The organism is Vibrio lamellibrachiae (genome assembly GCF_050337265.1).
Taxonomy (GTDB): domain Bacteria; phylum Pseudomonadota; class Gammaproteobacteria; order Enterobacterales; family Vibrionaceae; genus Vibrio; species Vibrio kyushuensis.
In genome coordinates, this window is sequence record NZ_JAKJSU010000004.1 from 540,434 (window position 1) to 559,434 (window position 19,001).

Sequence of the window (19,001 nt, forward strand, 5' to 3'; positions counted from 1 at the left end):
TGTTTTTTAGGCATAAAAAAAGCGAAGTTCAACTTCGCTTCTCACAATCAACTCTCTATATGGCTATTATTCGCCGACATAGATACAACCTGCCGTACAGGTTTCTTTAATCTCGACTTTACTTAATAAAGGCAAACTTGGCTTCAGTTCTTGCCAGATCCATTTAGCAAGTACTTCACTTGTCGGATTCTCTAACCCTTTAATGTCATTTAAGTAATAGTGATCAAGGCGATCATAGATTGGCTTAAAGGCTGCTTTAATTTCCGAAAAATCGATGACCCAACCAGTATGTGGATCCACTTCACCTTCAACAAACAGACGAACTAAAAAAGAGTGTCCATGAAGGCGACCACACTTATGCCCTTCTGGGACATGTGGAAGGTGGTGTGCGGCTTCAAACATAAACTCTTTATACAATTCGGCTTTCATTTTCAATCTCAAGGTTTTTAAGGACGCGCAATAGTAAGGAATATCCTGCATTGTGACAAGTTTAGTTGATAGAAATAATATCTTCTCAACTAATCCAGAAAGCATTTATTCAAAGGGTGATGCAAATACGAAGTACTAAACGAAAGTAAAAAGTCAGGACAACGCCAAACATCAACAAGCCAGCAATAAAGTATTCACATCACAGATACAAAGCAACAACCTGCCAGACATCACACTAACGAGGTATATCGTATATTACCCTTATTATAAACAAGGTATATTGGCGGCGTCCGTCCCAAAACAATAAAAAAATCATGAAATTAACCGTCAGCTTCAAACTACTTGTCACCCTAATTTCCGTTTCAGCTCTAGTATTATCAGTGTCAACTGGCTACCAATACGTACAGCAACGGAACCTCATTAATTCAGTCCTAAGCGAACAATTACACGATAAAGCCAGTAATTACTTCGATAGCCTCAACATGATGATGATCACTGGTACCATGGCTCAAAAAGAGACACTGCGCGACAAAGCATTGGCTCAAGATGGTATTGAGAACGTCAAAGTCCTACGTGCAGACGCTGTAAGCAAGATCTATGGTGAAGGGCACGCCAATCAGAAACCAAGCGATGATATTGATCGAAGAGCCCTCGCCGGCGAAACCGTCATAGAACCTTTTGAAGGCAGTTGGGGCAAAGGAATTGTGGTTGCACTTCCGATGAAATCGAGTGAAAACTATAGAGGAACCAATTGTGTCTCTTGCCACCTAGCCGCTGAAGGCGAAGTGCTGGGTGCAATTCGTTTAGAGTACAACCTCAGCAGTGTCAATAAGATGATTAATAACCAAACTATCTTTGCACTCGGCATTACCGCTCTCATTTCCTTTGTAGGGTTTATTCTCACGCTCGTTGTCATCAGAAAAATCATAGTTCGCCCTATTCAGCGTACTTCACAGTTCATGCAATCGGTCAGCCAAACGAAAGATCTCTCACAGCGAATGAACACCACTAGCCAAGATGAGATAGGTCACCTATCTAACGCTATCGACTCTTTCATGTGTACCGTAAGTGATAGCCTTAGCAAGGTACAAGACACCTCTCATCATCTAGCGGACTCTGCTTCTACGCTAATTGGTGTCGCTAAAATCACTGATCATGCCGCTAATAATCAGCAGCAAGAAACATCAGATGTACAAGCCAATATTGAACAGATGCAAGTACAGCAAAATCAGGTCGAACAGGCCACTATTGATGCGTCTGGCTTAATAAAACACACAACAACCATTGCCCAAGAGAGTGCTGCGCAAGCACATCAAGCCAGTCAAGGCGTGAAAGACCTTGTCGGGGATATCGAGAGTGTGAAAGACAATATCTTGCAACTTAATAATCAAACTAATGAGGTTTCGAGTATTTTAGCAGTGATTAAAGGTATTGCCGATCAAACTAACCTTCTCGCGTTAAATGCCGCTATTGAAGCCGCTCGAGCAGGCGAACAAGGTCGTGGTTTTGCCGTCGTTGCCGATGAAGTGAGACAACTAGCAAGTCGTACATCCGACGCGACAGGGAGCATAGAAAGTATCATTGCTCAGCTACAAACAAACAGTGAAAGCTCATTACACTCCGTTGATAATGTTTGCAGTCAGGCCCATCAACGCTCAACTGTTATTGAAGCCCTTTCCGCAGCAATGACAGATGTTGTCTCGGAAATGGAGCAGGCACTTAATCACGCGAACAATATTCAACAACAGAGCCAAGTTACGACTCAGATAAACCAAGAGATACAAAGTAAAATTGAGGTCATCACTCGACACTCAGATGACACGTCAAGCTCAGCGACTCAAACTAGAGAAATCAGTGTAAATCTTGAGCAATTATCAGAGCGCTTAGAGGCGTTGTTAAATCAGTTTACCCTTTCGGTAAAGAAATCCTCATGATTGGATGAATATTCGCCAAATAGAGGGCAATAAAGGTTGAAGCTAACGATATGACAGGTAATATGTCCTATTGATTGAAAATTTTAACTAGCCTAGTGCAGAGGCTTATCTCATTAAGTTGTTACTTAATCTAGGGATATGCAAAAATATGCACTAGGTGTTTTGTCCCTCAATGGAGAATATAACCAACATGACTTACGCGCCTGTAACAGACGTACTTGGCGGCAAGCTAGCGGTAGACAGTGAAGTAACTGTTCGCGGCTGGATCCGTTCACGTCGTGATTCCAAAGCTGGAATCTCTTTCCTTGCCATTTACGATGGTTCTTGTTTCGACCCGATTCAGGCCGTGGTTCCTAATAATCTTAATAATTATAACGACGAAGTATTAAAGCTAACCACTGGCTGCTCTGTTGAAGTAACAGGTAAGATTGTTGAATCTCCTGCTAAAGGTCAAGATTTCGAACTCGCTGCAACTGATGTAAAAGTTGTTGGTTGGGTTGAAGATGCTGATACGTACCCAATGGCGAAAACTCGTCACTCTATTGAGTACCTTCGTGAAGTTGCTCACCTTCGTCCACGTACTAACGTGATTGGCGCAGTAGCTCGTGTGCGTAACTGTCTGTCTCAAGCTATCCACCGCTTCTATCATGAGCAAGGTTTCTTCTGGACTTCAGCGCCGTTAATTACAGCTTCTGATGCTGAAGGTGCTGGTGAAATGTTCCGTGTATCAACACTGGATCACAACAACCTTCCCCTAGATGACAAAGGCAATGTTGATTACAACGAAGATTTCTTCGGTAAAGAGACGTTCCTAACGGTATCTGGTCAGCTAAATGCTGAAGCTTATGCGTGTGCATTAAGCAAAGTTTACACATTCGGCCCAACGTTCCGTGCTGAAAACTCAAACACCAGCCGTCACTTAGCTGAATTCTGGATGGTTGAACCTGAAATCGCTTTTGCTGATTTAGATGACGCCGCAAAACTTGCTGAAGATATGCTTAAGTATGTTTTCGCAGCTGTTCTTGAAGAGCGCCGTGATGATCTTGAGTTCTTCGCGCAACGTATCGATAAGCAAGCAATCACTCGTCTAGAGCAGTTTGTTGACGCTGACTTTGCACAAGTTGACTACACTGACGCAATCCAAATTCTTATCGACTCTGGTAAGAAATTTGAATTTGACGTTGAGTGGGGCATCGACATGTCTTCTGAGCATGAGCGTTACCTAGCTGAAGAACACTTCAAAGCACCTGTTATCGTTAAGAACTACCCGAAAGACATCAAAGCTTTCTACATGCGCTTAAACGACGACGGCAAGACAGTGGCTGCAATGGACGTACTTGCACCAGGCATCGGTGAAATCATCGGTGGTGCACAACGTGAAGAGCGTTTAGACGTTCTTGACGAGCGCATGATTGCAATGGGTATCGACCCTGAACACATGAGCTGGTACCGCGACTTACGTAAGTACGGCACTGTGCCTCACGCTGGTTTCGGTCTAGGTTTCGAGCGCCTTGTTTCTTACGTAACAGGTATGGGTAACGTCCGTGACGTGATTCCATTCCCACGTACACCGCGTTCAGCTAATTTCTAATTGCTAATTATCTAGTTCATTTGATTAGATAATTTACAGACGAAAACGGGAACTCACTCAGTGGGTTCCCGTTTTTTTATCTCTCTGTTTTCAAGAGCGCTACTTCAAGCACTATTTATTCAACAACTCTAACCTGCCCTTTATTGGCGTGCTTCGCTTGATACATAGCCTGATCGGCAAGCTTTAAACTATCATATAGGTTAGTCGTATTTTCGGAAGTAAAGGCAATACCAATACTCGCCGACATCGAATGAGCCTTATCGGCTAACGTTTCTAAATGATGATTAGTAAACAATGAGATCACATCATTGGCCAGATCATGAGCTCGACTATCGCCACACGGTACGCTCTCAATAAAAACGGCAAATTCATCGCCACCAAGACGAGCAACATCATACTGCCCTAGCCTACTCCCAATGTGATATTTCGCTTTTTGTTTAAGATGATAACTAAAATCAGACAACACGCGATCGCCATAATCATGCCCATAGTCGTCATTAATCTGCTTAAAATTATCCAAATCAATATAAATCAGAGCGGAACGAATCGACTCACTCCGTAGCATTGTATGCTCCAAAATAGAGCGAAACGTTGCTCTATTAGCAAGCTGAGTTAGGCCATCAAAATAAGCAAGTTTATGAATATCTTCCTCATGCATTTTTAGGATGTAGTCATCTGCTTTACTTTGAAAATATATCAAGATATGACACATACCACTTAATGCGAATAACGTGATGATAAAACGTACTTTAACAACGTCACTGTAAACAGCCAGTTCCCAATCATTTGCTAGTATGGCAGACAACGCGACCATAAATAGCGCATTCAGGACTACTCCCTGACGAAAGTGATTAATAAAGATAGCAATAACAGCTAGTGGGTATATCCACAATGTTCCTGTGTTTTGATACCCTCCCGAAATAACGAGAATGATACTTAAGGAATAGATAATTGTGGTTAAACCTATAAGTCCTGCATTTCTCCAACGGTTGAGTACATATATGTTAACCAAAGCAGCCATTGTAAAAAACAGTAAGATACTGCCGAGAGTATTGTATTGATTTTGGAAATTAAAAAGACTGAAACTAAAGAGAAACGCTATACCCAATATGGTTAATGTATTGACCATCATGCGCTGGCGGCGATGCTTATCTTCCACCACTTCAACGAGTTTTTCTGCAATAAAATCATGAGTTCTTGATGGCACTGCTGCAGTCTCTTTACGTTAGGTTTAAGCATTAATCTTCTTGATCACGCACACATATAAGTTACTTCATTATCAATGACGGAACCTATAGTTGCGAGGATAATAACACTTTCAACCGTACGGCACGCAGTACCAACTCACAATTATTTCAACATATAGGCATTTAACCAAACCAACAACACTATATATACCAATCTTATTGTAATACCTCGATTTTGTTATATAACTAAGACAACATATCAATCCGTTTATCTTATGATAAAGGAAGATTTGAAATCATTTGTTTGGTTACTCGGTCTATTTGGATACGAAACTTACGTAAAGAATTAAACTAAGAATAAATAACTAAAAAAGGTTCTAGGGTTAGGCTATGACAAATTATCATTACAATACGTCATTAACACTTAAAATGTATGTAATCTCCGGGCTAGTCTTTGCGGCTTACGGTGGGCGTGTATGCCCATTTCTTGAAGTACTCACCACCGCCGAGATATTTCTTCATGTAGGAATCACTTTCGCTCTACTATGGCTTACACGCCACTTCATTTCACTGAATCAAACTTTCAAGCCGTACGGAAATTTAGTCATACTTGATACATCACTTTTCTTTATTTTCAGTCTTCCACTTGCGGCGTATTATAATGTTGCTCATTCCTTTCCGTTCGAAAGTAATATTAAAGTACTGTTTGGGATGGCCTTATTTGGATTTTTTACCGGAACCATTTTGCAACTTAGTGGGAAACTCGTTCAGTTTTCAAATACACAAAGCGATGAATATACTAACGGGATATTAGCAAACCAACGCCAATCGTTAGTAAAACAGATGATCATGATGATGAGCTTATTGCTCGTTACCTTAACAATCATGTTGAGTATGGTTGCCATCAAAGATATCTACTGGCTAGAACATAACCCTGAACGAGTAATCGACGGAACGGGTGCAGTCAGCGTCATTAAAGAGTTCATATTTATTTCCATTGTTCTTTCCGCCTATGCTGGAACCATCTTAGTGCTTTGGACAAAACTGATGAAACAAGTGTTGTTCAGCCAAGAATTTGCCTTAATGGAGGTCACTCAAGGCCAGACCCACAAGCGTCTGCCGGTTTTTGAACATAACGAACTTGGATCAATGGCGTCGTTAACCAACAAAATGCTCGATAGCCTGCAATCCTCCCAAGATGAAGTTAAAACCACTCGCGATGTGGCCATATTGAGTCTATCAGCCCTTGCTGAGTCACGAGACAACGAAACCGGTGCGCACATTCTTCGAACCCAAGAGTATATGCGTGCGCTTGCGACTGAGTTAAGTAAGAGCGAACGCTACCAGAGCCTTTTAACCCCTAGCTACATTGAATTGTTACATAAATCTGCCCCGCTTCACGATGTTGGCAAAGTGGGCGTTCCTGATAGCGTACTACTCAAACCGGGCAAATTAACCGACGATGAGTTCGAAATAATGAAACAACATCCAGAAATTGGGGCAAAAGCACTCTCCATGGCAGAGCAGCAGTTAGGCAGTAGTTCATTCTTAGAAATAGCCAAAGAGATCTCACTGTCTCATCATGAAAAGTGGGATGGCAGTGGTTACCCTAACCAGCTAACGGGAGAAGATATTCCGTTGTCTGGTCGACTCATGGCACTTGCCGATGTTTATGATGCGCTTATTTCAAAACGCGTCTATAAAGAGGCGTTTAGTCATGAGAAAGCGCGCTCTATAATTCTCGAAGGAAAAGGAATTCATTTCGACCCTTTAATTGTTGATACCTTCTTAGCGGTCGAAGACCAATTTTTAGAGATCGCCTCTCATTATCAAGATTGATTACTATTCCATCTACGCATAATTAAACTCGCTTAGAGATAGTGATTTTTTATCACTTAAGTATCGATAAATAACGATTTCATTAAGAATAACTCGACAGTAAGAATTTTTTGCAGTTTTCTGTTTTGTTTCGGTTGTTTCAAAAGGCGCACAAAGGTATAAATGAGGGAGTTCACAATTCCCTCTTAATTAAACATGGATGAAGATTATGTTTCAAAAAGTTGTTGCTGCACCTGCAGACCCTATCCTTGGTCTTACTGAAGAATTTAAAAAAGATTCTCGCGCTGAAAAAATCAACCTAGGCGTTGGTATTTACAAAAATGAGGGCGGTGAAACTCCTGTTCTTGCAACAGTAAAAAAAGCAGAAGCAGCGCTGCTAGAAAGTGAAAAAACAAAATCTTACCTAACTATCGAGGGGACAGCTGAGTATGGTTTGGCTGTACAAAAGCTACTATTCGGTGCTGATTCTGAGATTGTTACTCAAAAGCTTGCGAAAACTGCACAAGCACCAGGTGGTACAGGTGCCCTTCGTGTTGCTGGTGAATTCATTAAACGCCAACTTGGCGATGTAAAAATCTGGATCAGTAACCCAACTTGGGCTAACCACAATGGTGTATTTGCTGCGGCAGGTATCGAAACCGCTCAATACGGTTACTACAACGCAGAAAGCAAAGACAAAGATTTCACTGCGATGATTGCTGACTTAGGCAAAGCGTCTGAAGGTGACGTTGTTCTTCTTCACGGATGCTGTCATAACCCAACAGGCATTGATCCAACCGCTGAAGAGTGGGAAACATTAGCGAAGCTCGTTGCTGACAAAGGCCTTCTGCCAATGTTTGACTTTGCATACCAAGGTTTTGCTAAAGGCGTTGAAGAAGACGCTGCTGGGCTGCGTGCCTTCGCGAAGTACAACAAATCAATCTTAGTGGCCAGCTCGTTCTCTAAAAACTTCGGTCTATACAGCGAACGTGTTGGTGCATTTACTTTGGTTGCACAATCTGAAGAGATCGCTACAACTGCATTCTCTCAAGTTAAAGCCATCATTCGCTCAATTTACTCAAACCCTCCCGCTCACGGAAGTGCCGTTGTTACTCACATTCTAAACGATGCCGCTCTACGCGCTGAGTGGGAAGGGGAAGTAGCTGAAATGAGAGACCGCATTCAAGAGATGCGTGAACTGTTTGTCGCTACTCTAAAATCCGAAGGTGTCGATGCTGACTTTAGCTTTATTCAACGCCAGAACGGCATGTTCTCATTCTCGGGCCTGTCTAAAGAGCAGGTAACTCGCCTTAAAGATGAGTTCGCAATCTATATTGTAGGCTCAGGTCGCATCAGTGTTGCTGGTATGACTAAATCTAACATGGGTCCTCTATGTAAAGGGATTGCAGCGGTTCTTTAATCGCTGTTAAGTACTTATTCACATAGAAAAAATAAACGAATAAATTAAAAATAAGAGTCAGCGCTATGCTGACTCTTTCTTTTTTAACTTACTATTTGGTTTCCGTATTATGAATATCAGCTAGTAGTAGTAACGAAGTGAAATCCCGCCCTCATTCGTCGTATGATCCATCATATCTCGATGCGTATAGAAGCCACCAAAAGTGAAATTCTGGGAAATTCGATAGTCCCCACGCAACGTTAAAATATTCTCATCAAAATGTTCACTACGAATAAGTTCCCCTATCGCTGCAAGCTCAAGTCTTTTGCTCAATTGGTAAGCAGCTTTAACATCAAATCCATAAATAAAGTCATCGTGTCGATCAAAACGCTCTTCCGTGTCTTTCACAACTGAATTCATACGCTTAAAGCCGACTTTTGTTCTTGGTGCTAATTCAAGCTTAGACGTTAGAGGAAAGCGATAACCTATTGCAGGTTGCATCGTATAGTACTCATCAGTTGTAGTATCGTGGTGAACAAAGCGCGCTGAATAGTCAAAACCCAACAACCAATCACCACGATATTGAGAGCTCACTCCAATAGCCAAAGCCGTAACATTACTGTTTTCTGCGATATTTTCATCAAACGAGCCTGAGCTCAGATCAGCATAGAAATAATCATAATTGACCATATTTCCTTGCTGGTACTGCTCAGTATCACCTTCAGCGAAAGCATTAAAAGTCACAAGTGGGAAAAGAAGGGTAAAAGCTATCCATCGCTCAATCATCGTCTAACCTCTATAACAAACAAAGAGTTGCTATATTGATGATAGACTAAATAGTTTGGTTCAAAGGGGAATAATAACTAGAATTGGATATTTTCTAAGTCGCATCATTAAAGATGTGACGTTGATGAAAGAAATGAAACAAAGTCCAGATCAACGCTTATGCATTCATCTGAATTAAAGATGTACTACAAACTCTTCCTGCTGCTTGTTTTCAATCGCTAGATCGCACTCTTTTTGAATCGCATCGATCTGTTTTTGCTCTAATGAGTAAGGCATGACAACCTTCAACTGATCAATTCCCTCTTCCTTAGCCAGCTCAACAAGAGTAAGTAAATTGACCTCGTCACTGTAGCTCGGTGATAGAGATTGTAGAGCAGATGTCCAAAGGCGCTCTTCAACAGGAACCTGATTTTCAGGGCTTTTACTCATCAATTGAGCCATCGCAGGAGCTAACGAGCTCATAGCCTCTAGAAAGGTCCATTTTTTGGTACACGAAGCTCCAAGAAAAGACGTATAGTCAAAAACTACGCACTGTTTTTTTTGTTCATCCATCATTTTCTCGATGTATTGTTCGTCTTAAGAAACCAATATCATGCAATACGACGGATATATCAATAGGATATAAGACAACGGTCTTTTATAGCCAAAAAGCAGGTTTAAAAGCTATATAAAAACCAGTTATGTAACAAATGAAGCACAAGAAATAATCATCTCCTGCATTAGTAGTTAATATTTCATAGCCAAAATTAATATGCACTCTGAGTCAGAGTTTATTTAATGTCGATTATACGACTCGCTTTTTTATAGCGGACACGCCAACCAACCCAACGTGGTAGCTCCCATCGTTTCGGGTCACCTTTTCGTAGCCCACTTTGATGAGTCACAACAACCAACTTCTTTTTTTGCTCATAACTCACTCTCAGATTTAAATCTCCTAACGCTAATGAGAATGGATATTTTGTCGAAAATTCTTGGTATTCCCAATAAGGGATCCCAGAAAATTCAAAATCATCTGAATCAAATAGTGCCAATTCTTGAATTGAGTCTAATTCCAAATCATCCAGTTGTTGAGAAAACCATGAATCGAATGTGATGTCTCCATGCTCAGTCACGTCAGCAAGGCCAAGTTCCACATAGAGTTTCCAAAGCTCAATTTCTTCAGTGCGCTTGATGGCAAAACCGGGGAGTACTCTACCGGACGTTACTTCATCCAGAATTGTTTTATTCGCCAATTCCCCCGTAGCCTCTATTCGATTATGGGCAATTACTCGATTAGCGTAATGAAGTGCCATTTGACTGTAGGCGATACCTGCTTCAACTTGGGTTTTACCTTGTTTCCATTCACCCAAACCGCACTCAACCACATCTGAAATGGTGATGGGCATCATAACGGTCGCCAGATTCAACGTCTGTTTTACTCCCCTTCCAGGTAGGCTATGCAAATCAAGGACAATGGCCGCTTCTGATTTTTCAAAGAATCGACTGTTTCTCGCAGGCAGAACTTCCATTAGCCCATTCCCTAATGCTTCTTTTCGCTTCTGACGTCTGACAAATACGAGTTCGGGATGTAACTTAGCTATTTCTATCGTCAATTCTCGTTGATTAAATCGAGATGCTACTTCTAGCATGGGGAGAGAAAAAAGATCTCGCATTTGATCCGCCAACCCTTGAGCTTCAGTGACGGCTTCAAGAATAAGATTGATACCGGAAATGGGCTCCCCTCTCACAATCTTAATCAGTAAATTTCCGTCGCAACCTAATGTTTCACACTGGTTAAGCTGCTCAATCAATTCACTACTTTGGCTTAGTGAGTACAACGAACTGGGAACAGATATCGCAGCAGTTAGGTCAATCATCGCTTCTTTAAGTGATTTTTTGGTGATTCGAGTCAACAGATTGGCATGTAAAGCATCAATCGGTAACGGGTAAAGTTTTCTTCCATGGTCAGTAATCACGCCATGATCATTGATAGCGTCCATTGACAATAGTGCGTGTCGTGCTAATTCGAGTGATTTATTAGGAATAGCGTCAAGCCAAGAGAGATTCTGTAGCTGATAACCACACATAGACGCTGTCAGCATAGGTTCAACTAATGACTCCCGTTGGAATTCGGGGGGCGTCATTAACTCTAAAGCAGCATGGGCCCCGTACAAACGGACGCAATGGCCATTCATCACTCGCCCTGCTCGCCCCATTCGCTGCTTTGCACTTGCCTTTGATATATGAGTTAGCATTAATGTTGTACGCCCATTACGCTGCACCGTGCGCCGTTCTAACCCTGAATCCACAACCGTTGATATATTAGGAATGGTGAGTGAGGTTTCAGCAACATTGGTAGCAAGTACCACCTTTTTTTGATCTTGCTGAGTGAGCGCGATTCGACGTTGATCGTCACTGACCGATGCGTGCAGTGGAACAACTAACGCTGATGTCTTCTCTTTAAGTTGAGACAGGCATTGGGCAATCTCTTTTCGCCCGGGCAGAAAAACTAGAATATCGCCTTCTGCTTGCGCTAACTCTGTAAGCACTTGAGAGCAAACATCACGTTCTAGGTTTTGAGCACTAGGAAGGTGCGCAGAGTCACGAGCGATATTAGACACTGAAACAGAGTAGCTGCGCCCTTTGGCTTCAAGCCTTTTTGCTCCAATATAATTAGCTAGACGCTCTCCTTCAATGGTTGCAGAAGTAATGATCAAACGATGCTGATTTGTCTCTTTTAACATTGATACTAACAAATCGGTGTCCCAGCGCCGCTCATGAAACTCATCAACCAGAATAATATCAAATGTCGCGAGTCTATCTTCAGCAAACCAACGAAGTGCCACGCCCGGTGTAACAAAGACAACTTTCGTCTCTTCGCTGTAGTGTGTCTCTAGTTTGATCGCATAGCCAATCGAATCGCCAATCGGCTGATTTTTTTGCTCCGCCAAATAGTGAGCTAACGATGTGCACGCAATTCTTCGAGGCTCAATCACCAATACTCGCCCTTGTTCACTCGCCCACAATGGCAACCGAGTTGACTTCCCAGAGCCGGTTTCAGCTTCTACTACAAGGTGATTTTGAGAAAGTTGATGGAGAAAAGTGGTTTGAATAGCGTCGATGGGAAGCGATAACATGAGAAGCCGTAAACTAAAGTATTAATCGCCTTAGTATACCGATGTTGCCCGCTGAAGCGTATTTCAATCAATAAACTTCATAAACACCATTTAATTCACGACTGAGCAGCAAGTGTTCTATTTACAATAAGATAACTTATCCCTATCATTTTAAGGTCCCTCCACCCTACAATAGGCAAAAAATGAAAAACGATAAACGCCCCCTCTATATTACCTACGCTGGGCCAGCTCTCCTTAGTACTCCATTACTAAACAAAGGCAGCGCATTTACTGCCAATGAACGTAGTTCTTTCAACTTAGAAGGACTACTTCCAGAAAGTACTGAAACTATTCAAGAACAAGTCGAACGTGCGTATCAGCAATACACCAGCTTTGAAAGTGATATGGATAAACATATCTACCTGCGCAATATTCAAGACACTAATGAAACCCTATTTTATCGACTTGTTCAGAACCACATTTCAGAGATGATGCCAATCATTTACACACCAACTGTTGGTGCTGCATGTGAAAACTTCTCTAATATTTATCGCCGTGGACGTGGGCTATTCATCTCTTACGCGAACCGTGACCGCATTGACGACCTTCTAAACAACGCAACCAACCACAACGTTAAAGTCATCGTTGTGACTGATGGTGAGCGTATTCTTGGTCTTGGTGACCAAGGCATTGGTGGTATGGGAATTCCAATCGGTAAGCTGGCACTCTACACAGCTTGTGGCGGAATCAGCCCAGCGTATACGTTGCCTATTGTTTTAGATGTGGGGACGAACAACCCTCAAAGATTGGCTGACCCAATGTACATGGGTTGGAGACACCCTCGAATCACAGGCTCTGATTACGACGCTTTTGTTGAAGACTTTATGCAAGCCGTTCAGCGCCGTTGGCCTGATGCATTAATCCAGTTTGAAGATTTCGCACAAAAGAACGCAATGCCGCTACTTGAGCGTTATAAAGATCGTCTATGTTGCTTTAACGATGATATTCAAGGCACAGCAGCTGTAACTGTTGGTTCACTCCTTGCTGCATGTAAAGCCGCAGGCAGTAAACTTTCAGAGCAACGTGTCACCTTCTTAGGTGCAGGTTCGGCTGGTTGTGGTATCGCCGAAGCAATCATCGCGCAAATGGTCTCTGAAGGAATAAGTGACAAGAAAGCGCGCGCTCAAGTATTTATGGTTGATCGCTGGGGCTTATTGCAAGAAGGCATGCCAAACCTTCTAGATTTCCAACAGCGTCTTGTACAAAAAAATGCAGACACTAAAAATTGGAAAAACGATGGCGGAGCGTTCTCACTACTTGATGTAATGACCAACGCAAAACCAACGGTTCTTGTTGGTGTATCTGGCGCTCCTGGTTTGTTCAGTAAAGATGTGATTCAAGAGATGCACAAACACTGTGAACGTCCTATTGTCTTCCCTCTTTCAAACCCGACAAGCCGCGTTGAAGCAACACCGAACGATATTATCCGTTGGACTAATGGCGAAGCTTTAGTCGCAACTGGTAGCCCATTTGACCCAGTTGTCCACGATGGAAAAACATACCCTATCGCTCAATGTAACAACAGCTACATTTTCCCTGGCATTGGTTTAGGCGTTCTAGCAGTAAGTGCAAATCGTGTGACTGATGAGATGCTAATGGAATCAAGCCGCGCATTGTCTGAATGCTCTCCGCTCGCCATTAATGGCCAAGGCGCTCTACTTCCACCGCTTGAGTCTATCCACTCAGTATCGAAGAAAATCGCCTTTGCTGTAGCGAAAAAAGCCATTGAACAAGGTGTGGCGTTAGAGATTACAGACGAAGCACTTGAGTCAGCTATTGACCAACACTTCTGGCAACCTGTATACCGCCGTTACAAACGAACTGCATTCTAATCAACCAACATGCGGCAATTCTTGCTGTATTCTGATTAAGAGCCCTTGCCTACTGTTGAGCAGCAGGTAAGGGCCTTTCTATTGAGGTCTCTATGTTTGATTTCTTAGCGCCTATTGGAAGCTATCTAAGCCCTTACATGTTTGAAATTTCAACGGCATTAATAGCATGCATGCTTGTTGTTTTCGGTGCCGAAATAAATCGTATCGTTAGACACACTTTGCGCACACAGCACTTTCTTATTCGTACTATAGTGTTTATTTTGATCAATGCATTTGGCTACGGATTAATCATTGTCAAAGCAACACCTTACCTTTCTCGCACACTTAGCGGGCTCAACTCTGGTATGATGTTTTCCATCGTGTTAGTCAGCTTTATTATTATTGGATTATGGGCTCAACGAAATCGACAGATCTAATCGTGCAATTGATTCATAAGATTAAAATTCACAAACGTTGGACTTGGAAGTACTGCTTCCAGGCGATTCGATACGCCATCATTTTACTGGTTTTATCCATATTCACGCTGGCGTTGATTGACCGTTGGGTTAGCTGGAGAACATCCGATTCAATTACCTCTGACACCCAATCGATCGAGCATTACGATGTTGCCGTTGTATTAGGGACGAGCAAATACCTAGGCCGTACACTCAATGAGTATTATCAACATCGTATAGATGCGGCAATTGATCTTTTCCAGCAAACTAAGGTGGATGACTTCCTATTAAGTGGCGATAATGCCCATCGTTCGTACAATGAACCGTGGACAATGAAGCGAGACCTACTTAAAGCGGGAGTCCCAGAAAATAATATCTACCTTGACTACGCAGGTTTTCGAACGCTAGATTCGGTGATTAGAGCGCAAAAGATCTTTGAAAGTGATGACTTCTTAATAATTACGCAGCGATTTCATTGTGAACGTGCTCTATTTATTGCCAAACACCACAATATCAACGCTCATTGTTTGGCCGTCTCTGGGCCAAAGAATCATTCAGGTTACAAAGTTCGACTACGTGAGGTTTTTGCTCGCGCAAAAGCATTCCTCGATCTCTACATCATTAATACTCAACCAAAATTCTTAGGTCCCAAAGAACCCATTATTAACAACAGCATCTTGGAAGGCCCTCCCGAAGAGAGCACGCTCACTAAGTAGCGGGGCAATAAACAAAGCGTCTACCCAGCCTCACTCACTTGAACTCTATTTCTACCCTCGTGCTTCGCTACGTAAAGCGCTTCATCAGCCCTTGCTATCGCTTCGGTAGAACGTTCGTTCGTCAACATTGAGACACCAATACTACAAGTCAGTGGATCGCCATGAACCCAGATATGATTTTCTACACAGTGTCGAATCTGTTCAGCCAATGCCACCGCACTATCAAGTTCAATCCCTGAGCAAAAAACTATAAACTCTTCTCCGCCCCAGCGAACTAAGCGATGATCTTGCTTAATCACGCTGAATACCACCATAACGAACTCACGCAGTATGTCATCGCCAATCTTATGCCCATACTGATCATTAACTTGCTTAAAGTAATCAATATCCAAGTAGAGTATTGCTACCGAGCTATCGCCACCTAAACACTTCTCCTTTTGTACTTTCAACCAGTCACGAATCGCATGTCGATTCATCGCTCCGGTTAACGCATCACGATGTGCTAGTTCAGCATATTGAAAATTCTGTGCACGCAACGAGCGGTTGATGTTTCGTAAGTGCTCTTGTCTTGTTGCTGATTGATTAATCACTTTATGATTACGGCGAATTTCACCGAGCAAAAGTAGACTTCCGCCCACAACCCACATAAGAAGTAACGACATGAATAATGTCTCACCGGGGATATATTTACCCACCAGAGATACCTCATTAATTTCCATCTTATAGTTCCCTGGCCCGGCACTAGATCCCGTCGCAAACTCGATTTTATTGATATTGGTAAACTCAGGCGCAGAATGTCTAATCGGAATATTATTGTCGACTAACCACCAAGTCATCACTTGAAGGCTATATAAAGGAATCTCAAGCAGTCCTTGTCCCTGAGCTGGTGAGTACTCAATTCCGTTGTACTTATGGGTATACTCATTATCAGGTGTAGAATATTCAGAATTAAAATTACGCATATAGAAACGCATTCGTGGGTGCGAATTATCAGCAAGGTTGGTTAAATCAACATTAAGCCGAACGGTGTGGTAACCGGAAAAATCAAAACCCTTATCAGCCTCTTTATGAAGATGAATAGAGACGCCACAATATGGCCAAGGGTAATCACTCTCTTTTAGCTCACACGTAAGAACAACACTCTGTCGATTAATATCAATTTTCGCGGTAGATAGCCCACCGTTATAGGTATCAGTGGTTGCAAAAAATGTGTATAAATGTGGGGGGATTGTTTTAACTCGTCCATCTCCGTACATAAGATAAAGTTGGACAGTTAAGATGGTAATAACAACCATGAAAAGTACAGATTTATGTATAAACTTCATGCAGTTGTCTTGGCTCCAAAGCTAATACGCTCAGTCAAAAATTTGATCCATCACTCGGTTTGATTTATCACTAGTCAATTTTGAGATGAGCGAGAGCTTGGTTCAATCTTTTTCATCTCGCAACCTATCATTGCGTAATTATTTACGGTGCACTTCACGTATTGGTTTTATGCAACTAGTAAATCAAGTATAAAGCACTATTGATAAATCACATTTTATTTCAACACATTTTGTTTGTTAAACTCAGTCATAATTATAAAAAATAGAGCAAAGTCATGTCATTAACCGTACTAGGTACACTAAAAAAAATGTCAACCTCTTTAGAGGGAACAGTAAGCTATCGATTACCCGTCGGTAACGAACTGGTTGAGCTTAACCCGCTCATTGGCAAAACAATCACATTAACCCATACAGGTAATATCTTTTGCAGCGCTTGTGGAAAGAAAACTAAAAAAAGTTACTCTCAGGGGCACTGTTATGTGTGTATGAGAAAACTCGCCAGTTGCGATATGTGTATTATGAAGCCGGAAACTTGTCATTATGAACAAGGAACTTGCCGCGAGCCTCAATGGGGCGAAGAGAACTGCATGGTCGACCATTTTGTTTACCTGTCAAACACATCGAGCATAAAAGTCGGCATTACACGTCATACTCAAATACCAACAAGATGGATTGATCAAGGTGCCACTCAAGGCTTACCTATTTTCAAAGTGAAGACCCGCTACATTTCAGGGTTGATTGAAATTGAGTTAGCTAAGCACATTGCTGATAAAACAAACTGGCGTACGCTGCTGAAACAAGATGGTGAAGATCTACCGCTAGAAGAGCGTTTTGCAGAACTGCTCCCGTTAGTTCAAGATAAAATTGAAGAGATTAAACAGCAGTTTGGTGATGATTCGATTGAAATATTGAGTGGAGATATCGTTCCGATTCATTACCCAGTGACTCAACACCCAACTAAAATTGTTTCACATAATTTTGATAAGAATCCCGAAGTAACAGGCTCTCTTCAAGGGATAAAGGGTCAATACCTTATTTTGGATACAGGCGTAATTAACATTCGTAAGTTCAGCTCTTATGAAGTGGAGTTGAAAGCGTAACCAAAGACTTAGGACTCTTCCATATCTCACCTTTTGTGCTAGTGGTTTTATAGCCAATGTATCAAGCAGAGAGAATGGAAGAGACCATAGATCAACATCAAATCTTCACCTCCCTTTATCATCTGCTATATCAAAAAGTTATTGTTCTAATCAGAGCGATACTAATTCAAATATACTCTTATAAACGAACTAATAATTGGTTCTAATCTATTCCCTTTTATTCACTCTAGAGCACTTGTTTGTCCTTCCTTTGCCCCCATATCTTCCATACAATCATCCCAATTAGCATTCAAATATCAGTATTGGAGCCAGAATGAGCAACGTTAAACATTGTAATCTACTAATTCTTGGATCAGGCCCAGCAGGCTACACAGCAGCAGTCTATGCAGCTCGTGCAAATCTAAATCCTGTTTTAGTTACAGGCATGCAGCAAGGCGGCCAATTAACAACGACGACTGAAGTCGAAAACTGGCCCGGCGATCCTGAAGGATTAACAGGCCCAGCACTTATGGACCGCATGAAAGAACATGCCGAACGATTCGAAACCGAAATGATCTTCGATCACATCAACGACGTGGATTTAAGCCAACGTCCATTTCGCCTTAAAGGTGATAGCGCAGAGTACACTTGTGACGCTTTGATCATTTCAACAGGTGCATCAGCAAAATACCTTGGTCTAGAGTCAGAAGAAGCGTTTAAAGGCCGTGGTGTTTCAGCATGTGCAACGTGTGATGGATTCTTTTATCGAAACCAAAAAGTAGCGGTTGTTGGTGGCGGAAATACCGCGGTTGAAGAAGCTCTGTACCTGTCTAACATTGCTTCTGAGGTTCACCTTATTCACCGCCGTGACACTTTCCGTTCTGAGAAGATATTAGTGAAGCGCTTAATGGACAAAGTTGAAAACGGTAATATCGTTCTTCATACCGATCGTACGTTAGAAGAAGTGCTCGGTGATGATATGGGGGTGACAGGTGTACGCATCAAAGATACTCGTTCAGATTTGACAGAAGATCTTGAAGTTATGGGGGCTTTCATCGCGATTGGTCACCAACCAAATACAGCAATCTTCAAAGGTCAGCTTGAAATGAAAGATGATTACATCATCGTTAAATCGGGTCTAGATGGAAACGCAACCCAAACGAGTGTTGAAGGTGTATTTGCAGCAGGTGATGTTATGGATCATAACTACCGTCAAGCGATTACATCCGCAGGTACTGGTTGTATGGCAGCACTCGATGCTGAGCGTTATTTAGACGCTTTAGCTGATCAAGCTTAACGTTTAGTTTTAATTAAAT

At 42.0% G+C, this 19,001-nt stretch carries 15 protein-coding genes; 9 read left to right on the plus strand and 6 right to left on the minus strand.

Going from position 1 to position 19,001, the window contains the following annotated elements; translation table 11 throughout:
* Nucleotides 1-66 precede the first annotated feature (66 nt).
* Nucleotides 67-429 carry a 6-carboxytetrahydropterin synthase QueD gene (gene queD, locus L4C54_RS02695; RefSeq protein WP_428801638.1) on the minus strand — a complete coding sequence of 121 codons (363 nt, stop codon included), beginning with the start codon at nucleotides 427-429 and terminating at the stop codon, nucleotides 67-69.
* A 314-nt stretch (nucleotides 430-743) separates the two neighbouring features.
* On the opposite strand from queD, the gene L4C54_RS02700 reads away from it, so the two are divergent.
* Together L4C54_RS02700 and asnS are read left to right on the plus strand one after the other, a co-directional pair.
* Entirely contained in the window at nucleotides 744-2,363 is a 1,620-nt protein-coding gene (locus L4C54_RS02700) for a methyl-accepting chemotaxis protein (RefSeq protein WP_428806993.1), read from the plus strand.
* A gap of 190 nt (nucleotides 2,364-2,553) precedes the next feature.
* Complete coding sequence (asnS, locus tag L4C54_RS02705; protein ID WP_428807390.1) at nucleotides 2,554-3,954, plus strand: asparagine--tRNA ligase; 1,401 nt, start codon at nucleotides 2,554-2,556, stop codon at nucleotides 3,952-3,954.
* A gap of 115 nt (nucleotides 3,955-4,069) precedes the next feature.
* Here asnS and L4C54_RS02710 read toward each other — a convergent pair whose 3' ends face one another.
* Nucleotides 4,070-5,161 carry a GGDEF domain-containing protein gene (locus tag L4C54_RS02710; protein ID WP_428806994.1) on the minus strand — a complete coding sequence of 364 codons (1,092 nt, stop codon included), beginning with the start codon at nucleotides 5,159-5,161 and terminating at the stop codon, nucleotides 4,070-4,072.
* A gap of 370 nt (nucleotides 5,162-5,531) precedes the next feature.
* Between L4C54_RS02710 and L4C54_RS02715 the strand changes: the two genes are divergently transcribed.
* Together L4C54_RS02715 and L4C54_RS02720 are read left to right on the plus strand one after the other, a co-directional pair.
* Complete coding sequence (locus L4C54_RS02715; protein WP_428806995.1) at nucleotides 5,532-6,980, plus strand: HD-GYP domain-containing protein; 1,449 nt, start codon at nucleotides 5,532-5,534, stop codon at nucleotides 6,978-6,980.
* 208 nt (nucleotides 6,981-7,188) lie between these two features.
* The gene (locus L4C54_RS02720) at nucleotides 7,189-8,379 is read left to right on the plus strand and encodes an amino acid aminotransferase (RefSeq protein ID WP_428806996.1); all 1,191 of its coding nucleotides are present in this window, start codon (nucleotides 7,189-7,191) and stop codon (nucleotides 8,377-8,379) included.
* A 120-nt stretch (nucleotides 8,380-8,499) separates the two neighbouring features.
* Here the strand turns inward: L4C54_RS02720 and L4C54_RS02725 are convergent, their stop codons facing one another.
* The 3 genes from L4C54_RS02725 to L4C54_RS02735 form a co-directional block, all read right to left on the minus strand.
* Nucleotides 8,500-9,144: an outer membrane beta-barrel protein gene (locus L4C54_RS02725; RefSeq protein ID WP_428806997.1), complete on the minus strand. Its 645-nt coding sequence runs from the start codon at nucleotides 9,142-9,144 to the stop codon at nucleotides 8,500-8,502.
* 174 nt (nucleotides 9,145-9,318) lie between these two features.
* Nucleotides 9,319-9,696 carry a transporter gene (locus tag L4C54_RS02730; RefSeq protein ID WP_428807391.1) on the minus strand — a complete coding sequence of 126 codons (378 nt, stop codon included), beginning with the start codon at nucleotides 9,694-9,696 and terminating at the stop codon, nucleotides 9,319-9,321.
* 218 nt (nucleotides 9,697-9,914) lie between these two features.
* A complete protein-coding gene (locus tag L4C54_RS02735; RefSeq protein WP_428806998.1) occupies nucleotides 9,915-12,260 on the minus strand; it encodes a helicase-related protein in 2,346 nt (781 codons plus the stop codon).
* Nucleotides 12,261-12,442: 182 nt separating this feature from the next.
* Between L4C54_RS02735 and L4C54_RS02740 the strand changes: the two genes are divergently transcribed.
* From L4C54_RS02740 to L4C54_RS02750, 3 genes are all read left to right on the plus strand, one after another.
* Complete coding sequence (locus tag L4C54_RS02740; protein WP_428801630.1) at nucleotides 12,443-14,131, plus strand: NAD-dependent malic enzyme; 1,689 nt, start codon at nucleotides 12,443-12,445, stop codon at nucleotides 14,129-14,131.
* A 92-nt stretch (nucleotides 14,132-14,223) separates the two neighbouring features.
* Complete coding sequence (locus L4C54_RS02745) at nucleotides 14,224-14,547, plus strand: DUF3392 domain-containing protein (RefSeq protein WP_428801629.1); 324 nt, start codon at nucleotides 14,224-14,226, stop codon at nucleotides 14,545-14,547.
* Complete coding sequence (locus L4C54_RS02750; protein WP_428806999.1) at nucleotides 14,520-15,281, plus strand: SanA/YdcF family protein; 762 nt, start codon at nucleotides 14,520-14,522, stop codon at nucleotides 15,279-15,281. The genes L4C54_RS02745 and L4C54_RS02750 overlap by 28 nt, the downstream gene beginning before the upstream one ends.
* A 20-nt stretch (nucleotides 15,282-15,301) precedes the next feature.
* Here L4C54_RS02750 and L4C54_RS02755 read toward each other — a convergent pair whose 3' ends face one another.
* Nucleotides 15,302-16,606: a GGDEF domain-containing protein gene (locus L4C54_RS02755; RefSeq protein ID WP_428807000.1), complete on the minus strand. Its 1,305-nt coding sequence runs from the start codon at nucleotides 16,604-16,606 to the stop codon at nucleotides 15,302-15,304.
* Nucleotides 16,607-16,881: 275 nt separating this feature from the next.
* Here L4C54_RS02755 and L4C54_RS02760 point away from each other — a divergent pair, with 275 nt between their 5' ends.
* Both L4C54_RS02760 and trxB read left to right on the plus strand, forming a co-directional pair.
* Complete coding sequence (locus L4C54_RS02760) at nucleotides 16,882-17,706, plus strand: DUF2797 domain-containing protein (RefSeq protein ID WP_428807001.1); 825 nt, start codon at nucleotides 16,882-16,884, stop codon at nucleotides 17,704-17,706.
* A gap of 313 nt (nucleotides 17,707-18,019) precedes the next feature.
* Nucleotides 18,020-18,982, plus strand: a complete 963-nt coding sequence (gene trxB / locus L4C54_RS02765) for a thioredoxin-disulfide reductase (protein WP_428801625.1) — start codon at nucleotides 18,020-18,022, stop codon at nucleotides 18,980-18,982.
* The last annotated feature ends 19 nt before the right edge of the window (nucleotides 18,983-19,001 follow it).

What these genes read in the sequence shown, in the direction of transcription:
- queD (WP_428801638.1), bottom strand. Translation starts at nt 429, where the DNA reads ATGAAAGCCGAATTGTATAAAGAGTTTATGTTTGAAGCCGCACACCAC.
- L4C54_RS02700 (WP_428806993.1), top strand. Translation starts at nt 744, where the DNA reads ATGAAATTAACCGTCAGCTTCAAACTACTTGTCACCCTAATTTCCGTT.
- asnS (WP_428807390.1), top strand. Translation starts at nt 2,554, where the DNA reads ATGACTTACGCGCCTGTAACAGACGTACTTGGCGGCAAGCTAGCGGTA.
- L4C54_RS02715 (WP_428806995.1), top strand. Translation starts at nt 5,532, where the DNA reads ATGACAAATTATCATTACAATACGTCATTAACACTTAAAATGTATGTA.
- L4C54_RS02720 (WP_428806996.1), top strand. Translation starts at nt 7,189, where the DNA reads ATGTTTCAAAAAGTTGTTGCTGCACCTGCAGACCCTATCCTTGGTCTT.
- L4C54_RS02725 (WP_428806997.1), bottom strand. Translation starts at nt 9,144, where the DNA reads ATGATTGAGCGATGGATAGCTTTTACCCTTCTTTTCCCACTTGTGACT.
- L4C54_RS02730 (WP_428807391.1), bottom strand. Translation starts at nt 9,696, where the DNA reads ATGGATGAACAAAAAAAACAGTGCGTAGTTTTTGACTATACGTCTTTT.
- L4C54_RS02735 (WP_428806998.1), bottom strand. Translation starts at nt 12,260, where the DNA reads ATGTTATCGCTTCCCATCGACGCTATTCAAACCACTTTTCTCCATCAA.
- L4C54_RS02740 (WP_428801630.1), top strand. Translation starts at nt 12,443, where the DNA reads ATGAAAAACGATAAACGCCCCCTCTATATTACCTACGCTGGGCCAGCT.
- L4C54_RS02745 (WP_428801629.1), top strand. Translation starts at nt 14,224, where the DNA reads ATGTTTGATTTCTTAGCGCCTATTGGAAGCTATCTAAGCCCTTACATG.
- L4C54_RS02750 (WP_428806999.1), top strand. Translation starts at nt 14,520, where the DNA reads ATGGGCTCAACGAAATCGACAGATCTAATCGTGCAATTGATTCATAAG.
- L4C54_RS02755 (WP_428807000.1), bottom strand. Translation starts at nt 16,606, where the DNA reads ATGAAGTTTATACATAAATCTGTACTTTTCATGGTTGTTATTACCATC.
- L4C54_RS02760 (WP_428807001.1), top strand. Translation starts at nt 16,882, where the DNA reads ATGTCATTAACCGTACTAGGTACACTAAAAAAAATGTCAACCTCTTTA.
- trxB (WP_428801625.1), top strand. Translation starts at nt 18,020, where the DNA reads ATGAGCAACGTTAAACATTGTAATCTACTAATTCTTGGATCAGGCCCA.